Raw genomic sequence first — 17,075 nt, 5'->3', positions numbered from 1 at the left:
GAATGGACGACCTGAAATCGATCATCGGAAAAGTCGCCACCGGCGCCACGCTGACGCGTGAAGAGGCGGCGTCCGCCTTCGACAGCATGATGTCCGGCGAAGCCACGCCCTCGCAGATGGGCGGGCTGTTGATGGCGCTGCGGGTGCGCGGCGAGACCGTCGAGGAGATCACCGGCGCGGTGACCGCGATGCGCGGCAAGATGCTGCCGGTCACCGCACCGGCGGAGGCCGTCGACATCGTCGGCACCGGCGGCGACGGCTCCGGCTCGGTCAACGTCTCGACCTGCGCGGCCTTCATCGTGGCCGGCGCCGGCGTGCCCGTTGCCAAGCACGGCAACCGCGCGCTGTCGTCGCGCTCGGGCGCTGCCGACGTGCTGGCCGCGCTCGGCGTCAAACTCGACCTGACGCCTGCGCAAGTCGGGCGCTGTGTCAAGGAAGCCGGCATCGGCTTCATGTTCGCGCCGTCGCATCATCCGGCAATGAAGAATGTCGGCCCGACCCGGGTCGAGCTCGCCACCCGCACCATCTTCAACCTGCTCGGCCCGCTGTCCAACCCGGCCGGCGTCAAGCGGCAGATGGTCGGCGTGTTCTCGCGGCAATGGGTGCAGCCGCTGGCGCAGGTGTTGAAGAACCTCGGCTCCGACAAGGTCTGGGTCGTGCACGGCTCCGACGGCCTCGACGAGATCACCCTCACCGGCCCGACCTTCGTTGCAACGCTGGAGAACGGCGAGATCAGGACATCAGAGGTGGCGCCCGAAGATGCCGGCCTCGGCCGCGTCGGCGGTGACGCGTTGAAGGGCGGCGACGCCGATGCCAATGCGATCGCACTGTCGGGCGTGCTTGCTGGCAAGCCGAGCGCCTATCGCGACGTCGCCCTGCTCAACGCGGCTGCCGCGCTGATCGTGGCCGGCCGTGCCAGGGATTTGAAGGAAGGGGTGGCGATCGGCGCCCAGTCGCTCGACAGCGGCGCGGCCGCCGCGCGGCTGAAGCATCTGGTCGCGATTTCGAACGGTTGAGCACGTAAACGATGTCCGACATCCTGACCAAGATCGAGGCTTACAAGCGCGAGGAGATCGCCGCCGCGAAGCGCGCGCGTCCGCTCGCCGAGGTCGAGGCTCAGGCGAAGGCGGCCTCAGCCCCGCGCGGCTTCGTCCGCGCGCTGAAGGACAAGCATGCACGCGGCGACTACGCCCTGATCGCGGAGGTGAAGAAGGCCTCGCCCTCCAAGGGGCTGATCCGGGCCGACTTCGATCCACCCGTGCTCGCGAAAGCCTATGAGGCCGGCGGCGCGGCGTGCCTGTCGGTGCTGACGGATTCGCCTTCGTTCCAGGGCCATCTCGACTTCATGGTCGCGGCGCGCGCGGCGACCAGTCTGCCGGTGCTGCGCAAGGATTTCATGTTCGACACCTATCAGGTGGCGGAAGCGCGCGCCCATGGCGCCGACTGCATCCTGATCATCATGGCCGCGCTCGACGACACGGCGGCAAGGGAGATCGAGGATGCCGCGCTCGGCTACGGCATGGACGTGCTGGTCGAGATCCACGACCGCGCCGAGCTCGACCGTGCCCTGAAGCTTCGCTCGCCGATGATCGGCGTCAACAACCGCAATCTGCGCACCTTCGAGACGACGCTCGCGACCAGCGAGGCGCTGGCGCCGCTGATCCCCGCCGACCGCCTGATGGTCGGCGAGAGCGGCATCTTCACGCCCGAGGACCTCGCCCGGCTCGAGCGCGTCGGAATGTCGACCTTCCTGGTCGGCGAGAGCCTGATGCGCCAAGAGGACGTCACCGCGGCCACCCGCGCCTTGCTGACGCGGCAGGCCGCACCGCGCGCCACCGGCACGCGCTGACGCGATGGCGCGGAAGACCAAAGCCGGATCGAAGGGACCCGGCATCGCCCTCACCCATATCGACGCCAAGGGCGAGGCGCGCATGGTCGACGTCTCGGCCAAGCCCGCGACCGAACGGACCGCGATCGCCGAAGGCCGCGTCCTGATGAGCAAGGCAACGCTGGCGCTGATCGAGTCCGGACAGGCCAAGAAGGGCGATGTGCTGGGGACCGCGCGGATCGCTGGCATCATGGCGGCGAAGCGGACCTCGGAATTGATCCCGCTCTGCCATCCGCTGGCGCTGACCAAGGTCACGATCGATATCGCGACCGACCGCAAGCTGCCCGGCTGCATCGTCCGCGCCAGCGTCAAGGTGACGGGGCCGACCGGCGTCGAGATGGAGGCGCTGACCGCGGTTTCGGTCGCCTGCTTGACGATCTACGACATGGTCAAAGCGGTCGACCGCGGCATCCGGATCGAAGGCATTCACCTGGTCGAGAAGATCGGCGGCAAGTCCGGGCACTATCGCGCGGACAAGTGATCGCGACCGATGCGCAGGGGCGGCCTTTCGCGAAGACACGCAACCATTCGTTAACCAATCTCGCTAACCGGCGCTCCATCTCGTTTGGATACGACTTTCGCGGGCCGGAGGTGCGCGAAAGCTACTTCCGGGTGAAACGCCTGGAAGCGATAGCGTCAGATGAAACAAAACGGCAGCGCCTCGTTCAACGTCACCTCGGTGATCGGCAGTGGTCCGATCCGTTGGCTGATCCTTGGCGGCGCGGTGCTGATGGCCGCGATCGCGATCGGCGCCACCCTGATGGCGGAGAATTTCCGCGAGCGCGCCCTGCACAACAGCGAGCGCGAGCTCGAGAACACCGTGCTGCTGCTGGCACGGCATTTCGACCAGCAGCTCGACGACCTCGAGGTGGTCCAGCGCGACCTGATCGCGTTCATGCGCGACAACGGGATCGCGACGCCGGAGAACTACAAGCGTCGGATGTCGGCCGCCGACATCCATGCAATGCTCAAGTCCAAGATGGACGCGCTGTCCAATGTCGGCAGCCTCAACGTGTTCGACGCCGACGGCGCGCTGATCAACAGCTCGGGCGCCTGGCCGCTGCCGCAGGCCTCGATCGCCGATCGCGACTACTTCAATATCTTCAAATCCAGCCCCTACTCGCCCGACATGATGGTCGCGCCGGTGGTCAGCCGCGTCAGCGGAAACTGGACCACCGCGATCGTCCGCAAGGTCACGGGCCCGCACGGCGAGTTCCTCGGCGTGGTCGGGCGCGGCATCGAGCCGGCGACCTTCGAGAAATTCTTCTCGACCGTTGCGCTCGGCGAAGGCGCCGCGATCGCGATGCACCATCGTGACGGCACGTTGCTGGCGCGCTATCCCCATGTCGAGGAGATGATCGGGAAGAACTTCCGCACCGGGCCGGCCAACCAGCAGCAGGTGTTCGAGCTGTCGCAGAGCACCTCGCGGCTGACCAGCCCGGTCGACGGCAAGGACCGCCTGGTGTCGTCGCGGGCGCTCACCAAATTCCCGATCGTCGTCGTCGCCACGACCACCACGGAAGCGGCGCTCGCCAACTGGCGCGAGCAGATCGGCATGTTGATCGCGGTGACTGCAGCATCGGTGCTGGCAATTGCGATCCTGCTGACGCTCGTGGTGCGCAAGTTGTTGCAGCAGCACCGCACCCAGCAGCAGCGCCTGACGCTGGAGAAGCTCCGGCTCGACACCGCCGTCAACAACATGACGCAGGGGCTGTTGCTGTTCGATGCAGCGCAGCGCCTTGTGATCTGCAACAAGCGTTATATCGAGATGTACGGATTATCCGCCGACGTCATCCGGCCGGGCTGCAGCTTCCGCGACGTCATCGTGCATCGCCACCTGACCGGCTCGTTCCAGGGCGACGTCGAGCGCTACGTCAACCTCGTGCTGCGCGACGTCGGCATCCGCAACACCATGGTGATCGCAACTCCCGACGGCCGCTCGATCCAGGTCGTCAACGAGCCGCTGGCCGATGGCGGCTGGCTTGCGACCCACGAGGACGTCACCGAGCGTCGCCGCGCCGAGGAACGCATCACGCATCTTGCCCACTACGATGCTCTCACCGACCTGCCGAACCGCGCGCTGTTCCACGAGGAGATCAAGCGCGAGCTGCCGTATGTCACCCCCGACAGCCAGCTTGCGGTGCTCTATATCGACATCGACGAATTCAAGGGCGTCAACGACTCGCTCGGCCACATGGTCGGCGACGAGCTGCTCAAGTCCGTTGCGCGGACGCTGAGCGGCGTGATCGGCGACGGCGATTTCGTGGCGCGGCTCGGCGGCGACGAATTCGCGATCGTGCAGACCGGCGTGAAGAGCGAGGTCGAGGTCACCGACCTCGTCGCGCGCATCTACGAGGTGATCCGCTCGCCCTATCAATGCCTCGGCCACCAGGTCACGACCGATGCCAGCATCGGCATTGCGCTGGCGCCGAGGGACGGCACCGATCTCGACCAGATCATGAAGAACGCCGACCTTGCGATGTATGCAGCGAAGTCGGCCGGCCGGCGCGTCTCGCGCTTCTTCGAACCGGCGATGGATGCCGACGCTCGCGCCCGCCGCGAGCTCGAGATGGAGCTGCGGCAGACCATCGCCGCGGGCAGCGGGCTCGAAGTGTATTACCAGCCCTGCGTCGACCTGCGCAGCAACGAGATCACCGGCTGCGAGGCGCTGGTGCGCTGGCGCCATCCGGTGCGCGGCATGATTTCGCCGGCCGACTTCGTGCCGATCGCCGAGGAGACCGGCCTGATCAACCAGCTCGGCGAATGGGTGCTGATGACGGCCTGCAAGGAAGCCGTGAACTGGCCCGACCACGTCAAGCTCGCGGTCAATGTCTCACCGGTCCAGTTCCGGACCGGCACGCTGGCGCTCAAGGTGATCGCGGCGCTGGCGGCATCGGGCCTGTCGGCGGGCCGGCTGGAGCTCGAGATCACCGAGGCGGTGCTGATCCGCGATGACGAGACGGCGCTGGCCGCGCTGCACCAGCTCCGCGCCATCGGCATCAGGATCGCGCTCGACGATTTCGGCACCGGCTATTCGTCGCTGAGCTACCTGAAGCGCTTCCCGTTCGACAAGATCAAGATCGACCGCTGCTTCGTCACCGACATCGCCGACCCGCAAGGTTCGGCCGGCATCGTCGAGGCGGTCGTCAACATCGCCGCCGAGCGCAGCATGACCACGACGGCCGAAGGCGTCGAGACCGCCCAGCAGCAGCAATTGCTGCGCGAGCTCGGTTGTTCGGAAATGCAGGGCTATCTGTTCAGCCCGCCGAAGCCGGCCGCCCAGATCCGCGAGCTCCTGGCCGGGCATCGCCGCGGCCCCGCGGCGGGTCCGACCGCCACGCGCCGGCGCAGGCCTGTTGCCGGCGCGGCGTAAGGCCTCTCGGACGTCGCGAGCCCGAAGCGGGCGCCTGTACAATTTCGGAATATTGGAAGAATACCCTGAAATTGCCCGACGTGTCAAATTGCCTGGTCGAGCGCCTGGTCGAGCGCCAGCCACCACCGGCTACTTTGCATGGGGTTGTTTTCGATATTTTTGCGGCTGCGTAGCCCGGATTGAGCCAACGGGTCGCGCGAATGCGCGCCCGATGACCTTGCAAACGCGCAGACCGCTCCCGGATTTCGCTTCGCTACATCCGGGGCTACTGGGTCAGGCTCTAGTTCGGCACCGGCCGCTTCTGCGCAGCCTTGTCGGCGTTCTTGGCGTCGGCGTTCACGGTGACGCCGCGCAGCTGGTTGAACGCCGCGGCCAGCGCCTTGTCGTTCTTCTCGTCCGGCGGCACGTAGGATTGCGAGCCGGTCTGCTCGGCGCCCTCGGCGGAGAGGTGGCCGCGCATCGAGGCCTCGCCCTTGATCTCGGAGCGGGTCTTGAACTCGTCCGGCACGTCCTGCAGCACCTCGATGTCGGGCTTGATGCCAAGCGCCTGGATCGAATGGCCCGACGGGGTGAAATAGCGCGCGGTGGTCAGCGCCAGCGCGCCATTGCCGGCGCCGAGCGGAATGATGGTCTGCACCGAGCCCTTGCCGAACGAGCGGGTGCCGATCAGGGTCGCGCGCTTGTGGTCGTGCAGCGCGCCGGCGACGATTTCGGAGGCCGAGGCCGAGCCGCCATTGATCAGCACGACGAGCGGCTTGCCCTTGGTCATGTCGCCGCCATGGGCGGTGAAGCGCTGGGTCTCTTCCGGATTGCGACCGCGGGTCGAGACCACTTCGCCGCGCTGCATCAAGGTCGAGGTCACCGAGACCGCCTGGTCGAGCAGGCCGCCCGGATTGTTGCGGAGGTCGACGACGTAGCCGGCGAGCTTGTCCTGCGGGACTTCCTTCTGGATCTCGCCGATCGCCTTGCGCAGGCCCTCGGTGGTCTGCTCGTTGAACGAGGTGATGCGGATATAGCCGATGTCGCCGCCCTCGACGTGATACTTCACCGGGCGGACGCGGATGATCTCTCTGACAATCGAGACCTCGATCGGCTTGTCGGCGTCCTTGCGGATGATCTTCAGCCGGATCGAGCTGTTGGGCGCGCCCTTCATCTTGTTGACGGCCTGGTCGAGCGTCAGGCCCTGAATCTGCTCATCGTCGATCGAGGTGATCACGTCGCCCGACATGATGCCGGCGCGCGAGGCCGGCGTGTCGTCGATCGGCGCCACCACCTTGACGAAGCCGTCCTCCATCGTGACCTCGATGCCGAGCCCGCCGAACTCGCCATGCGTGGTCTCCTGCATCTCCGCCCAGCCCTTCTCGTTCATGTAGCGGGAGTGCGGATCGAGCGAGGAAATCATGCCGTTGATCGCCCCTTCGACGAGCTTGGAATCCTCGGGCTTCTCGACGTAGTCGGTCTTGATCTTCTCGAACACCTCGCCGAACAGGTTGAGCTGCGAATAGGTGTTGTCCGAATGCGCGGCGGCATTGGCGACGGCGAACAGATGCGCCCCCTGCGGCGAGGCCACGAGCAGGGTGAGACACGCTCCCGCAACCGTCCCGAGGAAGAAGCCAACATGTTTGCGCATTATCCGCGATCCTTTTCGCTATCGGCCGGCAACGTTCCGCAACGTTCGCCTGCCCCACCCCGACGGGGGCACCACACAACGGCTTTTTGGTCGGATCAAGGCCGCCGCGTCACCAGACCATTACGGTCCTGTCACGATGCCCTGGTCAGCCCCAAATCAGCATTTAGTCAGCACCGCGTCAGCCTCAAGTCAGCTCCTGGTCGGCCTCTGGCCCAGCCTCCCGCAATCCGTTCTGCCAGGTCGACGGCCGGGTCCCGAATCCGCGCTTGGCCCGGGTGCCCAGCCAATAGCCAAACTGCGGAGGAACATGGCGAAATGGCCCTTCAACCCCGAGTTTTAGCGCGGCATCCATCGGCCAGTTGGGGTTATTGAGGATCTCCCGGCCGATCGCGATCAAATCTGCTTGTTTATTGCGCAGGATTTGCTCGGCCTGGTCACCATGGATGATCAGGCCGACCGCCATGGTCATGATATCGGCGTGCCGGCGGACATATTCCGCCAGCGGCACCTGATAGTTGTATTTGATCTCCTTACCAAGGATCGGCGCCATCTCGCTGATTCCCCCCGACGAGCAGTCGATCACATCGACGCCCTTGGGCTTCAGGATCGCCGCCAGCCGCGCGCTCTGTTCCGGACCCCAGCCGGCATTGTCCTCGACCGACAGCCGCACGAACAGCGGCTTGCGATCCGGCCAGTGCGCGCGCACGGCCTCCGTCACTTCGACCAGGAAGCGCATCCGGTTGGCTTCCGAGCCGCCATATTCATCGCTGCGCTGGTTCGAACGCTCCGAGAGGAATTCGTGCACGAGATAGCCATGGGCGCCGTGCAGCTCCAGCACCTCGAACCCGGCCTCGTGCGCGCGCCGCGCCGCCTGCCCCCAGGCTGCGACGAGATCCTTCACCTCGTGCGTTTCCAGCGCGCGCGGCACCGGCCAGCGCTCGCTATGGGCGATCGCGCTCGGCGCCACCGGCGTCCAGGCGTCCCAATCCTCGATTGCGGCGCTGCGTTCGAGCGGACGGTCGCCCTCCCACGGACGGCTTGCACGCGCCTTACGGCCGGAATGGCCGAGCTGGATGCCGGCCACCGCGTTCTGCTGCTTGATGAAGCCGACGAGCCGGCTGAGCGGCGCGACGAACTTGTCGTCCCAGATGCCGAGATCGCCGATCGTCCCGCAGCCGCGCCGCTCGACCTTGGTCGATTCGACGATCACGAGACCGGCGCCGCCGGCGGCGAACTTGCCGGCATTCATCAGATGCCAGTCGGTTGGAAAGCCCTTCTCGGCCGAATACTGATGCATCGGCGGCACCACGATGCGGTTCTTCAGCGTGACGCCGCGGATGGTCATCGGCGAAAACAGCAGCATGTCGGACATCGCTTCCTCGTGGAGGTCGTTACCCGGCGCGCGGGATCGATCTTGTGTTTGGCGTCGACGATATACGCACCGCGCGATGGCCGATAGAGGCACGCGGCGCGCGACATCGATCGACGAGCTGATCCTACTGAGCGGGCTTCCGGTTCGCGGAGACGTCCGTTGGGCAGTTTGCCCCGCATGCGATCGCTTTCTTCTGGTCGGCAACACGCCAGACCAGCAGCGCGACCAGGACGATGATGGTGACGGTGAGCTTGGCCAACGTGTCGTGATTCAATTTCAGCTCCGAGCAACAATCAGCATAAGCGACAATAACCAGCTGCAAACAAGAACTGGCCCCGGGCCCTATTGAGGTCGGTGCCGGGGCCGTTACCTGCCCCGCATTCGATACGAGTTGGTTGACGTCATCATGATACGGCCCCGGCGCGGCCTGCAACCTTCCCGCTCTGCATGGCAGCACGGCACAGCCGGCCGCAAGCCGATTGGAACATTCGTACCTGTGTGCCGTTCAGTGGCCCGTGCTCTGATCATTGCCCCAGAGGCACACAACACCTCCTGCGGCCCCAGCCGTCACGCTGGGGTCGTAAATCTCTGCGGTTCCAGGTGGACCGGAATTTGCGCTGAAGAATGCCGCGATCTCGGGGAACTTGCCCGTCCATCACCTAGCCCATATGGGCTACATCCTCACTGCTCAACTGCGCGCAAGTCTTGCTGCGCCCGCGGCGATCGCGTCGTTGAAGCTCGTATCCCAGAATTTTCCAACCTCGGCGCGCGCGTCGAGCACGCCGAGCTTGAGGAAGGTGTCGGCGACCTTCTGGTGGGTGTCCGAAGTTGCCCGAGAGATAACCGACGCCGGTCTTGAGCAGCCGCGCGCCCTGCCTGGCGATAGCGAGCTGCCCGTTGTAGCTATAGATCGCCCAGGCATCGAGCGTTCCAAGGATAGTCGGCTTGGCGCGGAAAACCATATCCGACGCCGAAACGTAGCCCGGATGAGCGCAGCGATATCCGGGACCGCTCTGTCAGTTCACGGTGACGTCCCTGCATGTCGCTGAGCCCGTCATCGGGCGAGCGTTCGCGCGACCCGTTGGCTCAAGCGGACTACTGCGGCCGCGCTACTTCGCAACCTCGTACACATCAGGGTCAAAACTCGCGCTCGGATTCTTGAACGCATTGCGCAGCGCCGGCGAGATCGGGACGTTGTAGTTGATGCCGTTCGGCGGGGTCGGCTGCTCCAGCCACCTCTTGTACATGACCTCGATCTCCGGGCTGCCGTAGAGCTCGGCCGTCGCGCGGTCGGCGAGCGCCTTGAACGGCGCGTCCTCCCGGCGCAGCATGATTCCGAACGGCTCGGCCTTCGAGAACGCCTCCTCGCTGATCATGTAGAGCGCCGGCTGCTTGGATCGCGCGATCGCCACCGCAAGCTGGACGTCGTCGAGCGCATAGGCCTGGGCGCGATCGGTCTCCAGCATCAAGAACGCCTCGGCCTGGTCCTTGGCCGGCAGAACGTTGAGGCCGAGCTTGCGTTCGGTATTGACCTTGACGAGCTGCGTCAGGTTCACCGAGCCCGCAACGGCGGTGACCGACTTACCCTTGAGGTCGTCGATGGTGTTGATGCCGGACGATTTCTTGGCAGCAAAGCGCGTCGCGCTCAGGAAGTGCGAGTTGGTGAAGGTCACCTGCTTCTGGCGCTCGGCGCTGTTGGTGGTCGCCGAGCAGTGCAGGTCGATCGTGCCGTTGACCATCAGCGGGATGCGGTTCGACGAGGTCACCGGCAGATAGTCGACCGCGATGTCGGGCAACCCCAGCTCCTTCTTCACGGCATCGACGATCTTGAGGCAGATATCGAGCGCGAAGCCGATCGGCCGCTGATTGTCGTCGAGATAACTGAAGGGAACCGAGGCCTCCTGAAAGCCCAGCGTGACCTTCCTGGTCTCCTTGATCTTCTGCAGCGTGCCCGACAGCTCTTCGGCTGCCACGGGACTTGCGGCGAGCGTGAGAGCGAAAAGGACGGCGGGCAAACGCATCGGCGGCTCCTGGGCGGGGATCGGATGGCGGTGATAGCCCACACACAGGCCCGGCGATAGACGATGGTGTATCTATCAGCTATCGCGTCTTGCTATAGTTCGCCGTGACTACTGCTGCGCCCCACCCGCGAGCAGGCGGTCACCGACCAGGTGAACCGCACCGCGGGTCCATGAATAATCGGCGCCCATCCGCAAGCCGCTGTCGCCGCGTGAGACGACCGCGCCGCTGCGGGCGTCGCGCACCTGGAAGCCGACCGTATATTCGGTCCGGCTGACCCGCCTGATCACGCCGATCAGCGATTGATCGGCGCCGAGCTGTTGCGCGATCGCCGCCTCGCAGCCGTCACAGTCGCGCAGCGCCCGCGCCTTGACGGGCTCTGCAATTGCGCCGCCGGTATCGACCAGGCGGTAGCGGCCCGATTGCGCGAGCCGGTCGCGGACGCCCCGGGTGACATCGGCCAGCGTGGCTGCGTCGGAGCCGGCAAGGCCGGACGAAGGTGCCGCGGAGTTATCCTCGAGCTCGAACTCGAACACCGCAAGCCCGATCGGCGCCAAAGCGACGGTCTGCGCCGCCGGCAACGCCGCTGCAAGGGCAGCGCGCACCTCGCGTGACACGAACATCCGCGCATGGTCCCATGCCTCGTCATTGTCGCCGCGGAACGTGTAGAGCTTTTCGTACAGCACTCGGCTGGCGCCGACATCGATGACCGCCACCTTGGCCCACTGCACCAGCGTGCTCATCTTCTGCACGCCGCCGACCACCTTGATCCGGGCTTCGCCTGCGGGCGCCGTCGACGGCACCAGGCGATAGCGCGGTTCGGCGGCGACATCGGCGCGCAGCGCGGCCATGAACGTATCCAGCCGCTTCTGATGCACGGCGGTCTGGTCGATCACCTCGCCCGAGGTGTCGACATAGCTGAAATCATCGATGCTGACGCCAAGCGGGGAAGCCGCGGCGGCGCCGGTCTCGGCGCGCAGCGGACAGGAGCCGGCCAGAAGGCCGATCAACGCGAGGACGTGCATGACGAGGCGGGACTGGCGCATGATCGAGGCCCTTTCAGGTGCTGATGCGGGGTCTATCGCAGCCTAGGCCGGCAGGCCGCCGCGCCGCAGCGGAACGCCTCCCGGCCGGTGCCGGGAAAATTTCACGACCGTAGTCCGCACCCAAGGCAGTGCTTCTCGATGCTTCCGTTCTGCCGTTTAATGGGCATGACGGCCCTGCCCGCAACCACGCGCCGAAGGCCGTCTGCGACCTCTGAGGATACGCCGATGCGGAATTGGTCCGGAAGCGATCTGAAGCTGCGGCTGACGTTGCGTGTGGCTGCGGTGTCGCTGCTCTGCTTTGCCGCGATCTCCGGCTACTTCCTGATCGAGGCCGACCGCTCGGTGCGCGCCAGGATCGCTGCCGTTGCCGATGTCGCCGCCAGGACGCTGGAGCTGCAGCAGAGCAAGATCCAGTGGCTGAACAATCCACGCTCCGATTTCCCCGATCTCGACAGCGTTGCTGCCTCGGTCATGGCGCCGGGCCTGTGCCTCGCCTTTCGCAGCAATGGCGGCGAGATCAGCCAGCGCTTCTGCGGCGGTACGCAGACCGATACGGCCGCGCCGCCGCAAGCCTTTGCGGCGCTCTATCGCCGCCTGTTCGATCCCGGCCGGGAGGCCGTGCGCCCGGTGATTGCGCGCGGCCAAACTATCGGCGAGGCCGTGGTCTGGGTCGATCCGGCGGTGCTGACGACCGAGGCCTGGCACGATGCCGGCCGGCTGATGGTGGGGCTCATGATCGCGCTGCCGCTGCTCTGCGTGCTGGTCTATGCGGCGCTGTCGCGTGCGCTGCGTCCGACGCGGCTGATCCGCGACGGGCTCGAGCGGATCGCCGCAGGCGACCTCGCCGCGCGCCTGCCGCCGTTCGATCTCGCCGAACTGTCGGCGATCGGCGACGTCTTCAACCATCTCGCCGAGCGCCTCGCCACTGCGCTCTCCGACCGCAACGCGCTAACGCAGAAACTGATCGTGGTGCAGGACGAGGAGCGCCGGCATCTCGCGCGCGAGCTGCATGACGAATTCGGGCAATCACTGGCCGCGATCCGCGCGCTGGCCGCCTCGGCGCGCCTCACCGCGGCGCAAGATTGCCCACCCCTACTCACCGAATGCGACGGCATCGCGCGCACCGCGACCGACATGATGGAGACGTTGCGCGGCGCCCTGTTCAGGTTGCGCCCGCCCGATGTCGACGAACTCGGCCTTGCGGCCAGCCTGGAGGGCCTGATCGCCGGCTGGAACGGCCGCAGCCGGGGACAGCCGCGGTTCGAGATCACCACATCCGGATCGTTCGAGTACGTCCCGGCCTCCGTCGGCGCCAACCTCTACCGCATCGTGCAGGAGGCGCTCACCAACGCAGCCAAGCACGCCGGCGCCACGCGCATCATGCTGCGGCTTGAGATGCGTGAGGCGGCCTCGGCCGGCGGCGGCAGCGAAATCGTGCTCGCGATCGACGATGATGGCAGGCCCGGTGATCCCCCGGGCGATCCTCAAGTGAAGTCCGGCATGGGCCTGCTCGGCATGCGCGAGCGGGTCGCGGCGCTGGGCGGGCGGCTGAGCTTCGAGGCTGGACAGTCCAACGGCTCTTCGCTCCGTGTCAGCGTTCCCTTCGCGGCCAGCCGAGAGGCCGCACCCGTGGAGCGCGCGGCATGAGCACGACGGCGCGAACCATCATGCTGGTCGACGACCACGCCGTCGTTCGGGAGGGCTACCGGGCGATGCTGCAGAAGCACCCGGGCCTCTCCGTCGTCGCCGAAGCCTCCGACGGCGTTGAAGCCTACCGCCTTTACAAGGAGACCGGGCCCGACCTCGTCATCATGGACCTGTCGATGCCCGGCATCGGCGGCATCGAGGCCATCCGGCGCCTCAGGCAATGGGACAAACGCGCAAAGATCCTGGTGTTCACCATGCACCAGAACGCGGCGTTTGCCGTGCAGGCGATCCGCGCCGGCGCGAGCGGCTATGTCACCAAGACCAGCCCGCCGGAGACGCTGGTGCATGCCGTGATGGATGCGCTGTCGGGCAAGATCGCGATCAGCCCGGATATCGACCACGAACTCGCGCTCAACCACCTCGCCGGCGAGAGCGCCGCAGCGGATCTGCTGACCGCGCGGGAATTCGAGGTGCTGCGCATGCTGCTCGCGGAAAAGACCACCGACGAGATCGCCGAGGCGCTGCATCTCAGCCCCAAGACGGTCGCGAACCTGCATTCCCTGATCAAGGACAAGCTCGGCGTCGGCACGGATATCGAGTTGGTCCGCCTCGCGCTGCGCCAGGGCATCCTGACGCAGATCGATCTGGGCGAACGGTGAGCCGGCGGCGGAGGCCAGCTTGCGTTGCCAGCCGCACCATCGAGATGCTGCGAGGTGGGCTGCTCAAAGTCAAAGAAAGGCCCCAGCGAGGGGGTACACGCTGAGGCCAGAGCAACTTGGTCACGCCATCCTAGACCTCACCGCGACACTTTCCTTTGTTCCTTCGGAGTACCGGATTCATACGGAGCTGAGGACTGAACCTTATTGCTCTCTCGCGCGTATCCATAACGTCAGGATTTTGCCATTCCTCCTGGGGCTAGAACCAACGCCGTCCGTCGTATTTCAATGCGGGCGGCGTTGCGCATTTCTGGCCTGCAACGAGACGCGACCCCGGCGCGCCTGCGCAGCTGACATCGATGAAAGTTCCCGGGCAGGAACCGGAACGGATATCAGCCGACGTGAGTTGGACAGCATGATCTTGAACGATGGAGCGTCATCGCCGTGAGCCGAAAAACCCTGCAGGCACGTTCGGAGCAGGCGCTCGTCGTCGTCATCCTCAGCACTGGCGCGCTGATCGCCTACCTCGGCCTGGCGCTTTCCAGGATGTGAAATATCTGCACGCCAAGCGGCAAGTCGCTGGAAGGTCGTTGCGCGACGCCGGGGCCACAGCCCTCATCAACAACACGAGCCTATGGTTATGGGTCCCTGCTTTCGCAGGGCGCAGGGACGACGATTGGGGAAGATCGTGGGTTCGTATCTAGCACCGTCACCCTGAGGAGCCGCGGAGCGGCGTCTCGAAGGGTCGACGGCCCGACTGTGGCCGCGCATCCTTCGAGACGCGGTACGCGCTCCTCCAGCGACAAAGGCGGAGCTTTTGCGCGGGGATGACGGAATTGAAAGTTTGGCCGTGGCGTTAAGCCTGCTTTCGCAGGGACGACACCCCGCCGCTGTCGTCGCATGCCTGCCGCACAAATCGGGGACATTGCCGCCCGCCCGCAATTCTCGTACACGGTTCCACGCAATGACCTCGCAACTCTCCCCCGATTCCGTCGACGTGCTGCTGTTCGATATCGGCCGCGTCGTGCTCGACATCGACTTCGAGAAGGTGACGGCGCACTGGGCGCAGCATGCCGGCTGCACGCCGGCCGACCTCGCTGCCCGCTTTGTCGTCGACGACAGCTTCAAGCATCACGAGATCGGCCGGATCGACGACGCGGCGTTCTTCGCAAACCTGCGCCGGACGCTCGACATCGACATCACCGACGCGCAGTTCCTCGAAGGCTGGAATGCGATCTTCACCGGCGAGATGCCGGGGATCGCCCCCCTGCTCGCTACCGCCGCCAGGCGGATGCCGCTCTACGCCTTCTCCAACACCAATCCGGCCCATGTCGCGCATTTCTCGGCCACCCATGCCGAGCTGCTCGGCCATTTCCGCAACGTTTTCCTGTCCTCGACGATCGGCTTTCGGAAACCCGACGCCGAGGCCTACGATCATGTGGTAAAAGCCATCGGCGTGCCGGCGTCGCGGATCCTGTTCTTCGACGACCTGGCCGCCAATATCGAAGGCGCGCGGGCGCGCGGCCTTCATGCCATCCACGTGACATCGACGGATGACGTGGCAAGGGCTCTGACCGCACTTGGTATGTGATTAGGAATTGAGGAGCTCTGAGCGTGGCCCTGATGCCGGTTGCCGATGCCCTGTCCGCCGTCCTCGCCGGCGCCGAACCGCTGCCGGAGGAGATGGTCGCGCTCGATGCCGCCTACCACCGTACCCTGGCGCGCGACCTCGCCGCGCGGCGCACCCAGCCGCCGCAGCCGATGTCGGCGATGGACGGCTATGCCGTGCGCGCGGCCGACGCGGGTGATCTCAAGGCCCGGCTCAAAGTGATCGGCGAAGTCGCCGCCGGCCGGCCGTTCGAGCGCACGGTCGGTGCCGGCGAAGCGGTGCGGATCTTCACCGGCGGCGTGATCCCCAATGGCGCCGACGCCGTCATCATCCAGGAAGACACCGCCGTCGACGGCGACCACATCACGATCACGGAGGCGGCAACTGCCGGACGGCACATCCGCCCCGCCGGCGTCGATTTCCGTGCGGGCGACGTGCTGCTCGATGCCGGCAGCCGCCTCTCCGATCGCGCCCTGTCGCTTGCGGCGGCCATGAACTATCCGGAACTGGCGGTGCGCCGCCGTCCGAAGGTCGCGGTGCTGGCGACCGGCGACGAACTGGTGATGCCAGGCTCGGAGCCCGGCCCCGGCCAGATCGTCTATTCCAACGGCTATGCGCTGCGGGCGCTGGCGCGTGCCGAAGGCGCCGAGACCGTCGATCTCGGGATTGCCGCCGATACGATGGAGGCGACCACCGCAGGCATCCGCCGAGCCCACGAGACCGGCGCCGACATCCTGATCACGACCGGCGGCGCCTCGGTCGGCGACCACGATCTGGTCAAGCAGTCGCTGGAGGCCGAGGGCGTCGAGATGGCGTTCTGGCGAATCGCGATGCGGCCCGGCAAACCGATGATGCACGGCCGGCTCGGCGCGATGCGGGTGATCGGCCTGCCCGGCAATCCGGTGTCCTCCTATGTCTGCGCCTTCCTGTTTCTGGTGCCGTTGATTCGGGCGCTGAGCGGCCGAAAGACTGTCCATCATGTCCGCGCGAGCGCCCTGCTCGGCCGCGACCTCGCCGCCAATGACCAGCGCGAGGACTATCTGCGCGCCCGCCTCGAGGAGCGCGAGGACGGCACGCTGATCGCAACGCCCGTGATGCAGCAGGACAGTTCGCTGCTCGGGAATCTCGCTGCGGCACGGGCACTTCTCGTGCGTCCGCCGTTTGCGCCTGCCACCGTCAAAGGCAGCGAATGCGAGATCCTGACGCTGCCCGAGTGAGGCTCTCACGGCCCGCCGATTGCGCGCTGTCGGCCGCAGGAAGAACTGAGTCTATCTTACTACATCAACTACGACCGCAGCCGCGGCCCGCCGAGGCGACGGACCACCGTGCGGCCAAGAGCCGTCGCACAGTGCCGCAAGGCGAGCCTGAGGTCATTTTCGACCGTGCGAAGGCTGATCTGCAGACAGGCCGCCACTTCGTGTGCCGTTGCGCCCTCGATCGAGATGCCCTGGAGCACGCGGCGAGGCCTGTCCGGAAGCTCGGCCAACGCGCATTTGAAGGCCACGATCTCGGAGCGCGCCTCGACCACCCTTGCGGCGTCGGGCTGATCGTCGCAGACATCCAGTAGCGCATCGACCTCGGACACACTGACGCGATAGGTCCGGGCCCTGTACCGATCCTTCGCGACATTGATGGCGATGCGAAAGAGATAGTCGGCCGGACTGCGAACCGGGACCGCGTCCGTGACCCGATCCAGCCGCAGGAATGTCTCGTGCAGGGCTTCGTGGGCGAAGTCTGAGGAGCCCAGGCGGCGCGTCAGCCTCGCAATGAGGCCGTCATAGTTCTGCACCAGCTGGTCACGCAGCCGCGCCTGGTTGGTATCAGCCACGTTCGGG

The 17,075-nt window shown here is 66.1% G+C and carries 15 protein-coding genes; 8 read left to right on the top strand and 7 right to left on the bottom strand.

All coding sequences use genetic code 11. From position 1 onward, the window contains the following. Window positions 1-2: 2 nt before the first annotated feature. The 4 genes from trpD (at window position 3) to ACE10Z_RS23080 (ending at window position 5,261) form a co-directional block, all read left to right on the top strand. On the top strand, window positions 3-1,016 hold the full coding sequence (gene trpD, locus ACE10Z_RS23095) for an anthranilate phosphoribosyltransferase (protein WP_375782812.1): 1,014 nt from the start codon (window positions 3-5) through the stop codon (window positions 1,014-1,016). An 11-nt stretch (window positions 1,017-1,027) separates the two neighbouring features. After that, window positions 1,028-1,849, top strand: a complete 822-nt coding sequence (trpC, locus tag ACE10Z_RS23090) for an indole-3-glycerol phosphate synthase TrpC (protein ID WP_375782811.1) — start codon at window positions 1,028-1,030, stop codon at window positions 1,847-1,849. 4 nt (window positions 1,850-1,853) lie between these two features. Then, complete coding sequence (moaC, locus tag ACE10Z_RS23085) at window positions 1,854-2,369, top strand: cyclic pyranopterin monophosphate synthase MoaC (protein WP_375782810.1); 516 nt, start codon at window positions 1,854-1,856, stop codon at window positions 2,367-2,369. 159 nt (window positions 2,370-2,528) lie between these two features. After that, window positions 2,529-5,261 (top strand): EAL domain-containing protein, encoded by a 2,733-nt coding sequence (locus ACE10Z_RS23080; RefSeq protein WP_375782809.1) that lies wholly within the window; start codon window positions 2,529-2,531, stop codon window positions 5,259-5,261. A gap of 280 nt (window positions 5,262-5,541) precedes the next feature. On the opposite strand, the gene ACE10Z_RS23075 is transcribed toward ACE10Z_RS23080, so the two are convergent. The 6 genes from ACE10Z_RS23075 to ACE10Z_RS23050 form a co-directional block, all read right to left on the bottom strand. Continuing rightward, window positions 5,542-6,891: a S41 family peptidase gene (locus ACE10Z_RS23075; protein ID WP_375782808.1), complete on the bottom strand. Its 1,350-nt coding sequence runs from the start codon at window positions 6,889-6,891 to the stop codon at window positions 5,542-5,544. Between the two features lie 184 nt (window positions 6,892-7,075). Next, window positions 7,076-8,263 carry an NADH:flavin oxidoreductase/NADH oxidase gene (locus tag ACE10Z_RS23070; RefSeq protein ID WP_375782807.1) on the bottom strand — a complete coding sequence of 396 codons (1,188 nt, stop codon included), beginning with the start codon at window positions 8,261-8,263 and terminating at the stop codon, window positions 7,076-7,078. 124 nt (window positions 8,264-8,387) lie between these two features. Continuing rightward, window positions 8,388-8,537 carry a hypothetical protein gene (locus ACE10Z_RS23065; RefSeq protein WP_375782806.1) on the bottom strand — a complete coding sequence of 50 codons (150 nt, stop codon included), beginning with the start codon at window positions 8,535-8,537 and terminating at the stop codon, window positions 8,388-8,390. A gap of 385 nt (window positions 8,538-8,922) precedes the next feature. Then, window positions 8,923-9,225 (bottom strand): hypothetical protein, encoded by a 303-nt coding sequence (locus tag ACE10Z_RS23060; RefSeq protein WP_375782805.1) that lies wholly within the window; start codon window positions 9,223-9,225, stop codon window positions 8,923-8,925. Window positions 9,226-9,372: 147 nt separating this feature from the next. Then, window positions 9,373-10,284: an amino acid ABC transporter substrate-binding protein gene (locus ACE10Z_RS23055; protein WP_375782804.1), complete on the bottom strand. Its 912-nt coding sequence runs from the start codon at window positions 10,282-10,284 to the stop codon at window positions 9,373-9,375. Window positions 10,285-10,392: 108 nt separating this feature from the next. After that, window positions 10,393-11,328: a DUF2380 domain-containing protein gene (locus ACE10Z_RS23050; RefSeq protein ID WP_375782803.1), complete on the bottom strand. Its 936-nt coding sequence runs from the start codon at window positions 11,326-11,328 to the stop codon at window positions 10,393-10,395. Window positions 11,329-11,553: 225 nt separating this feature from the next. On the opposite strand from ACE10Z_RS23050, the gene ACE10Z_RS23045 reads away from it, so the two are divergent. From ACE10Z_RS23045 to glp, 4 genes are all read left to right on the top strand, one after another. Beyond that, window positions 11,554-12,975, top strand: coding sequence for a histidine kinase (locus ACE10Z_RS23045; RefSeq protein WP_375782802.1), 1,422 nt, complete (start codon window positions 11,554-11,556; stop codon window positions 12,973-12,975). Further along, window positions 12,972-13,634 carry a response regulator gene (locus tag ACE10Z_RS23040; RefSeq protein WP_375782801.1) on the top strand — a complete coding sequence of 221 codons (663 nt, stop codon included), beginning with the start codon at window positions 12,972-12,974 and terminating at the stop codon, window positions 13,632-13,634. Before ACE10Z_RS23045 ends, ACE10Z_RS23040 begins: the two co-directional genes overlap by 4 nt. 961 nt (window positions 13,635-14,595) lie before the next feature. Then, window positions 14,596-15,222 carry an HAD family hydrolase gene (locus tag ACE10Z_RS23035; RefSeq protein ID WP_375782800.1) on the top strand — a complete coding sequence of 209 codons (627 nt, stop codon included), beginning with the start codon at window positions 14,596-14,598 and terminating at the stop codon, window positions 15,220-15,222. Window positions 15,223-15,245: 23 nt separating this feature from the next. Then, on the top strand, window positions 15,246-16,457 hold the full coding sequence (gene glp / locus ACE10Z_RS23030; RefSeq protein ID WP_375782799.1) for a gephyrin-like molybdotransferase Glp: 1,212 nt from the start codon (window positions 15,246-15,248) through the stop codon (window positions 16,455-16,457). 68 nt (window positions 16,458-16,525) lie between these two features. Here glp and ACE10Z_RS23025 read toward each other — a convergent pair whose 3' ends face one another. Continuing rightward, a complete protein-coding gene (locus ACE10Z_RS23025) occupies window positions 16,526-17,068 on the bottom strand; it encodes an RNA polymerase sigma factor (protein WP_375782798.1) in 543 nt (180 codons plus the stop codon). Window positions 17,069-17,075 lie beyond the last annotated feature (7 nt).

Origin of the sequence: Bradyrhizobium sp. Pha-3 (assembly GCF_042258615.1) — a bacterium.
Lineage (GTDB): Bacteria > Pseudomonadota > Alphaproteobacteria > Rhizobiales > Xanthobacteraceae > Bradyrhizobium.
This window is presented reverse-complemented; position numbering and strand designations above follow the sequence as displayed.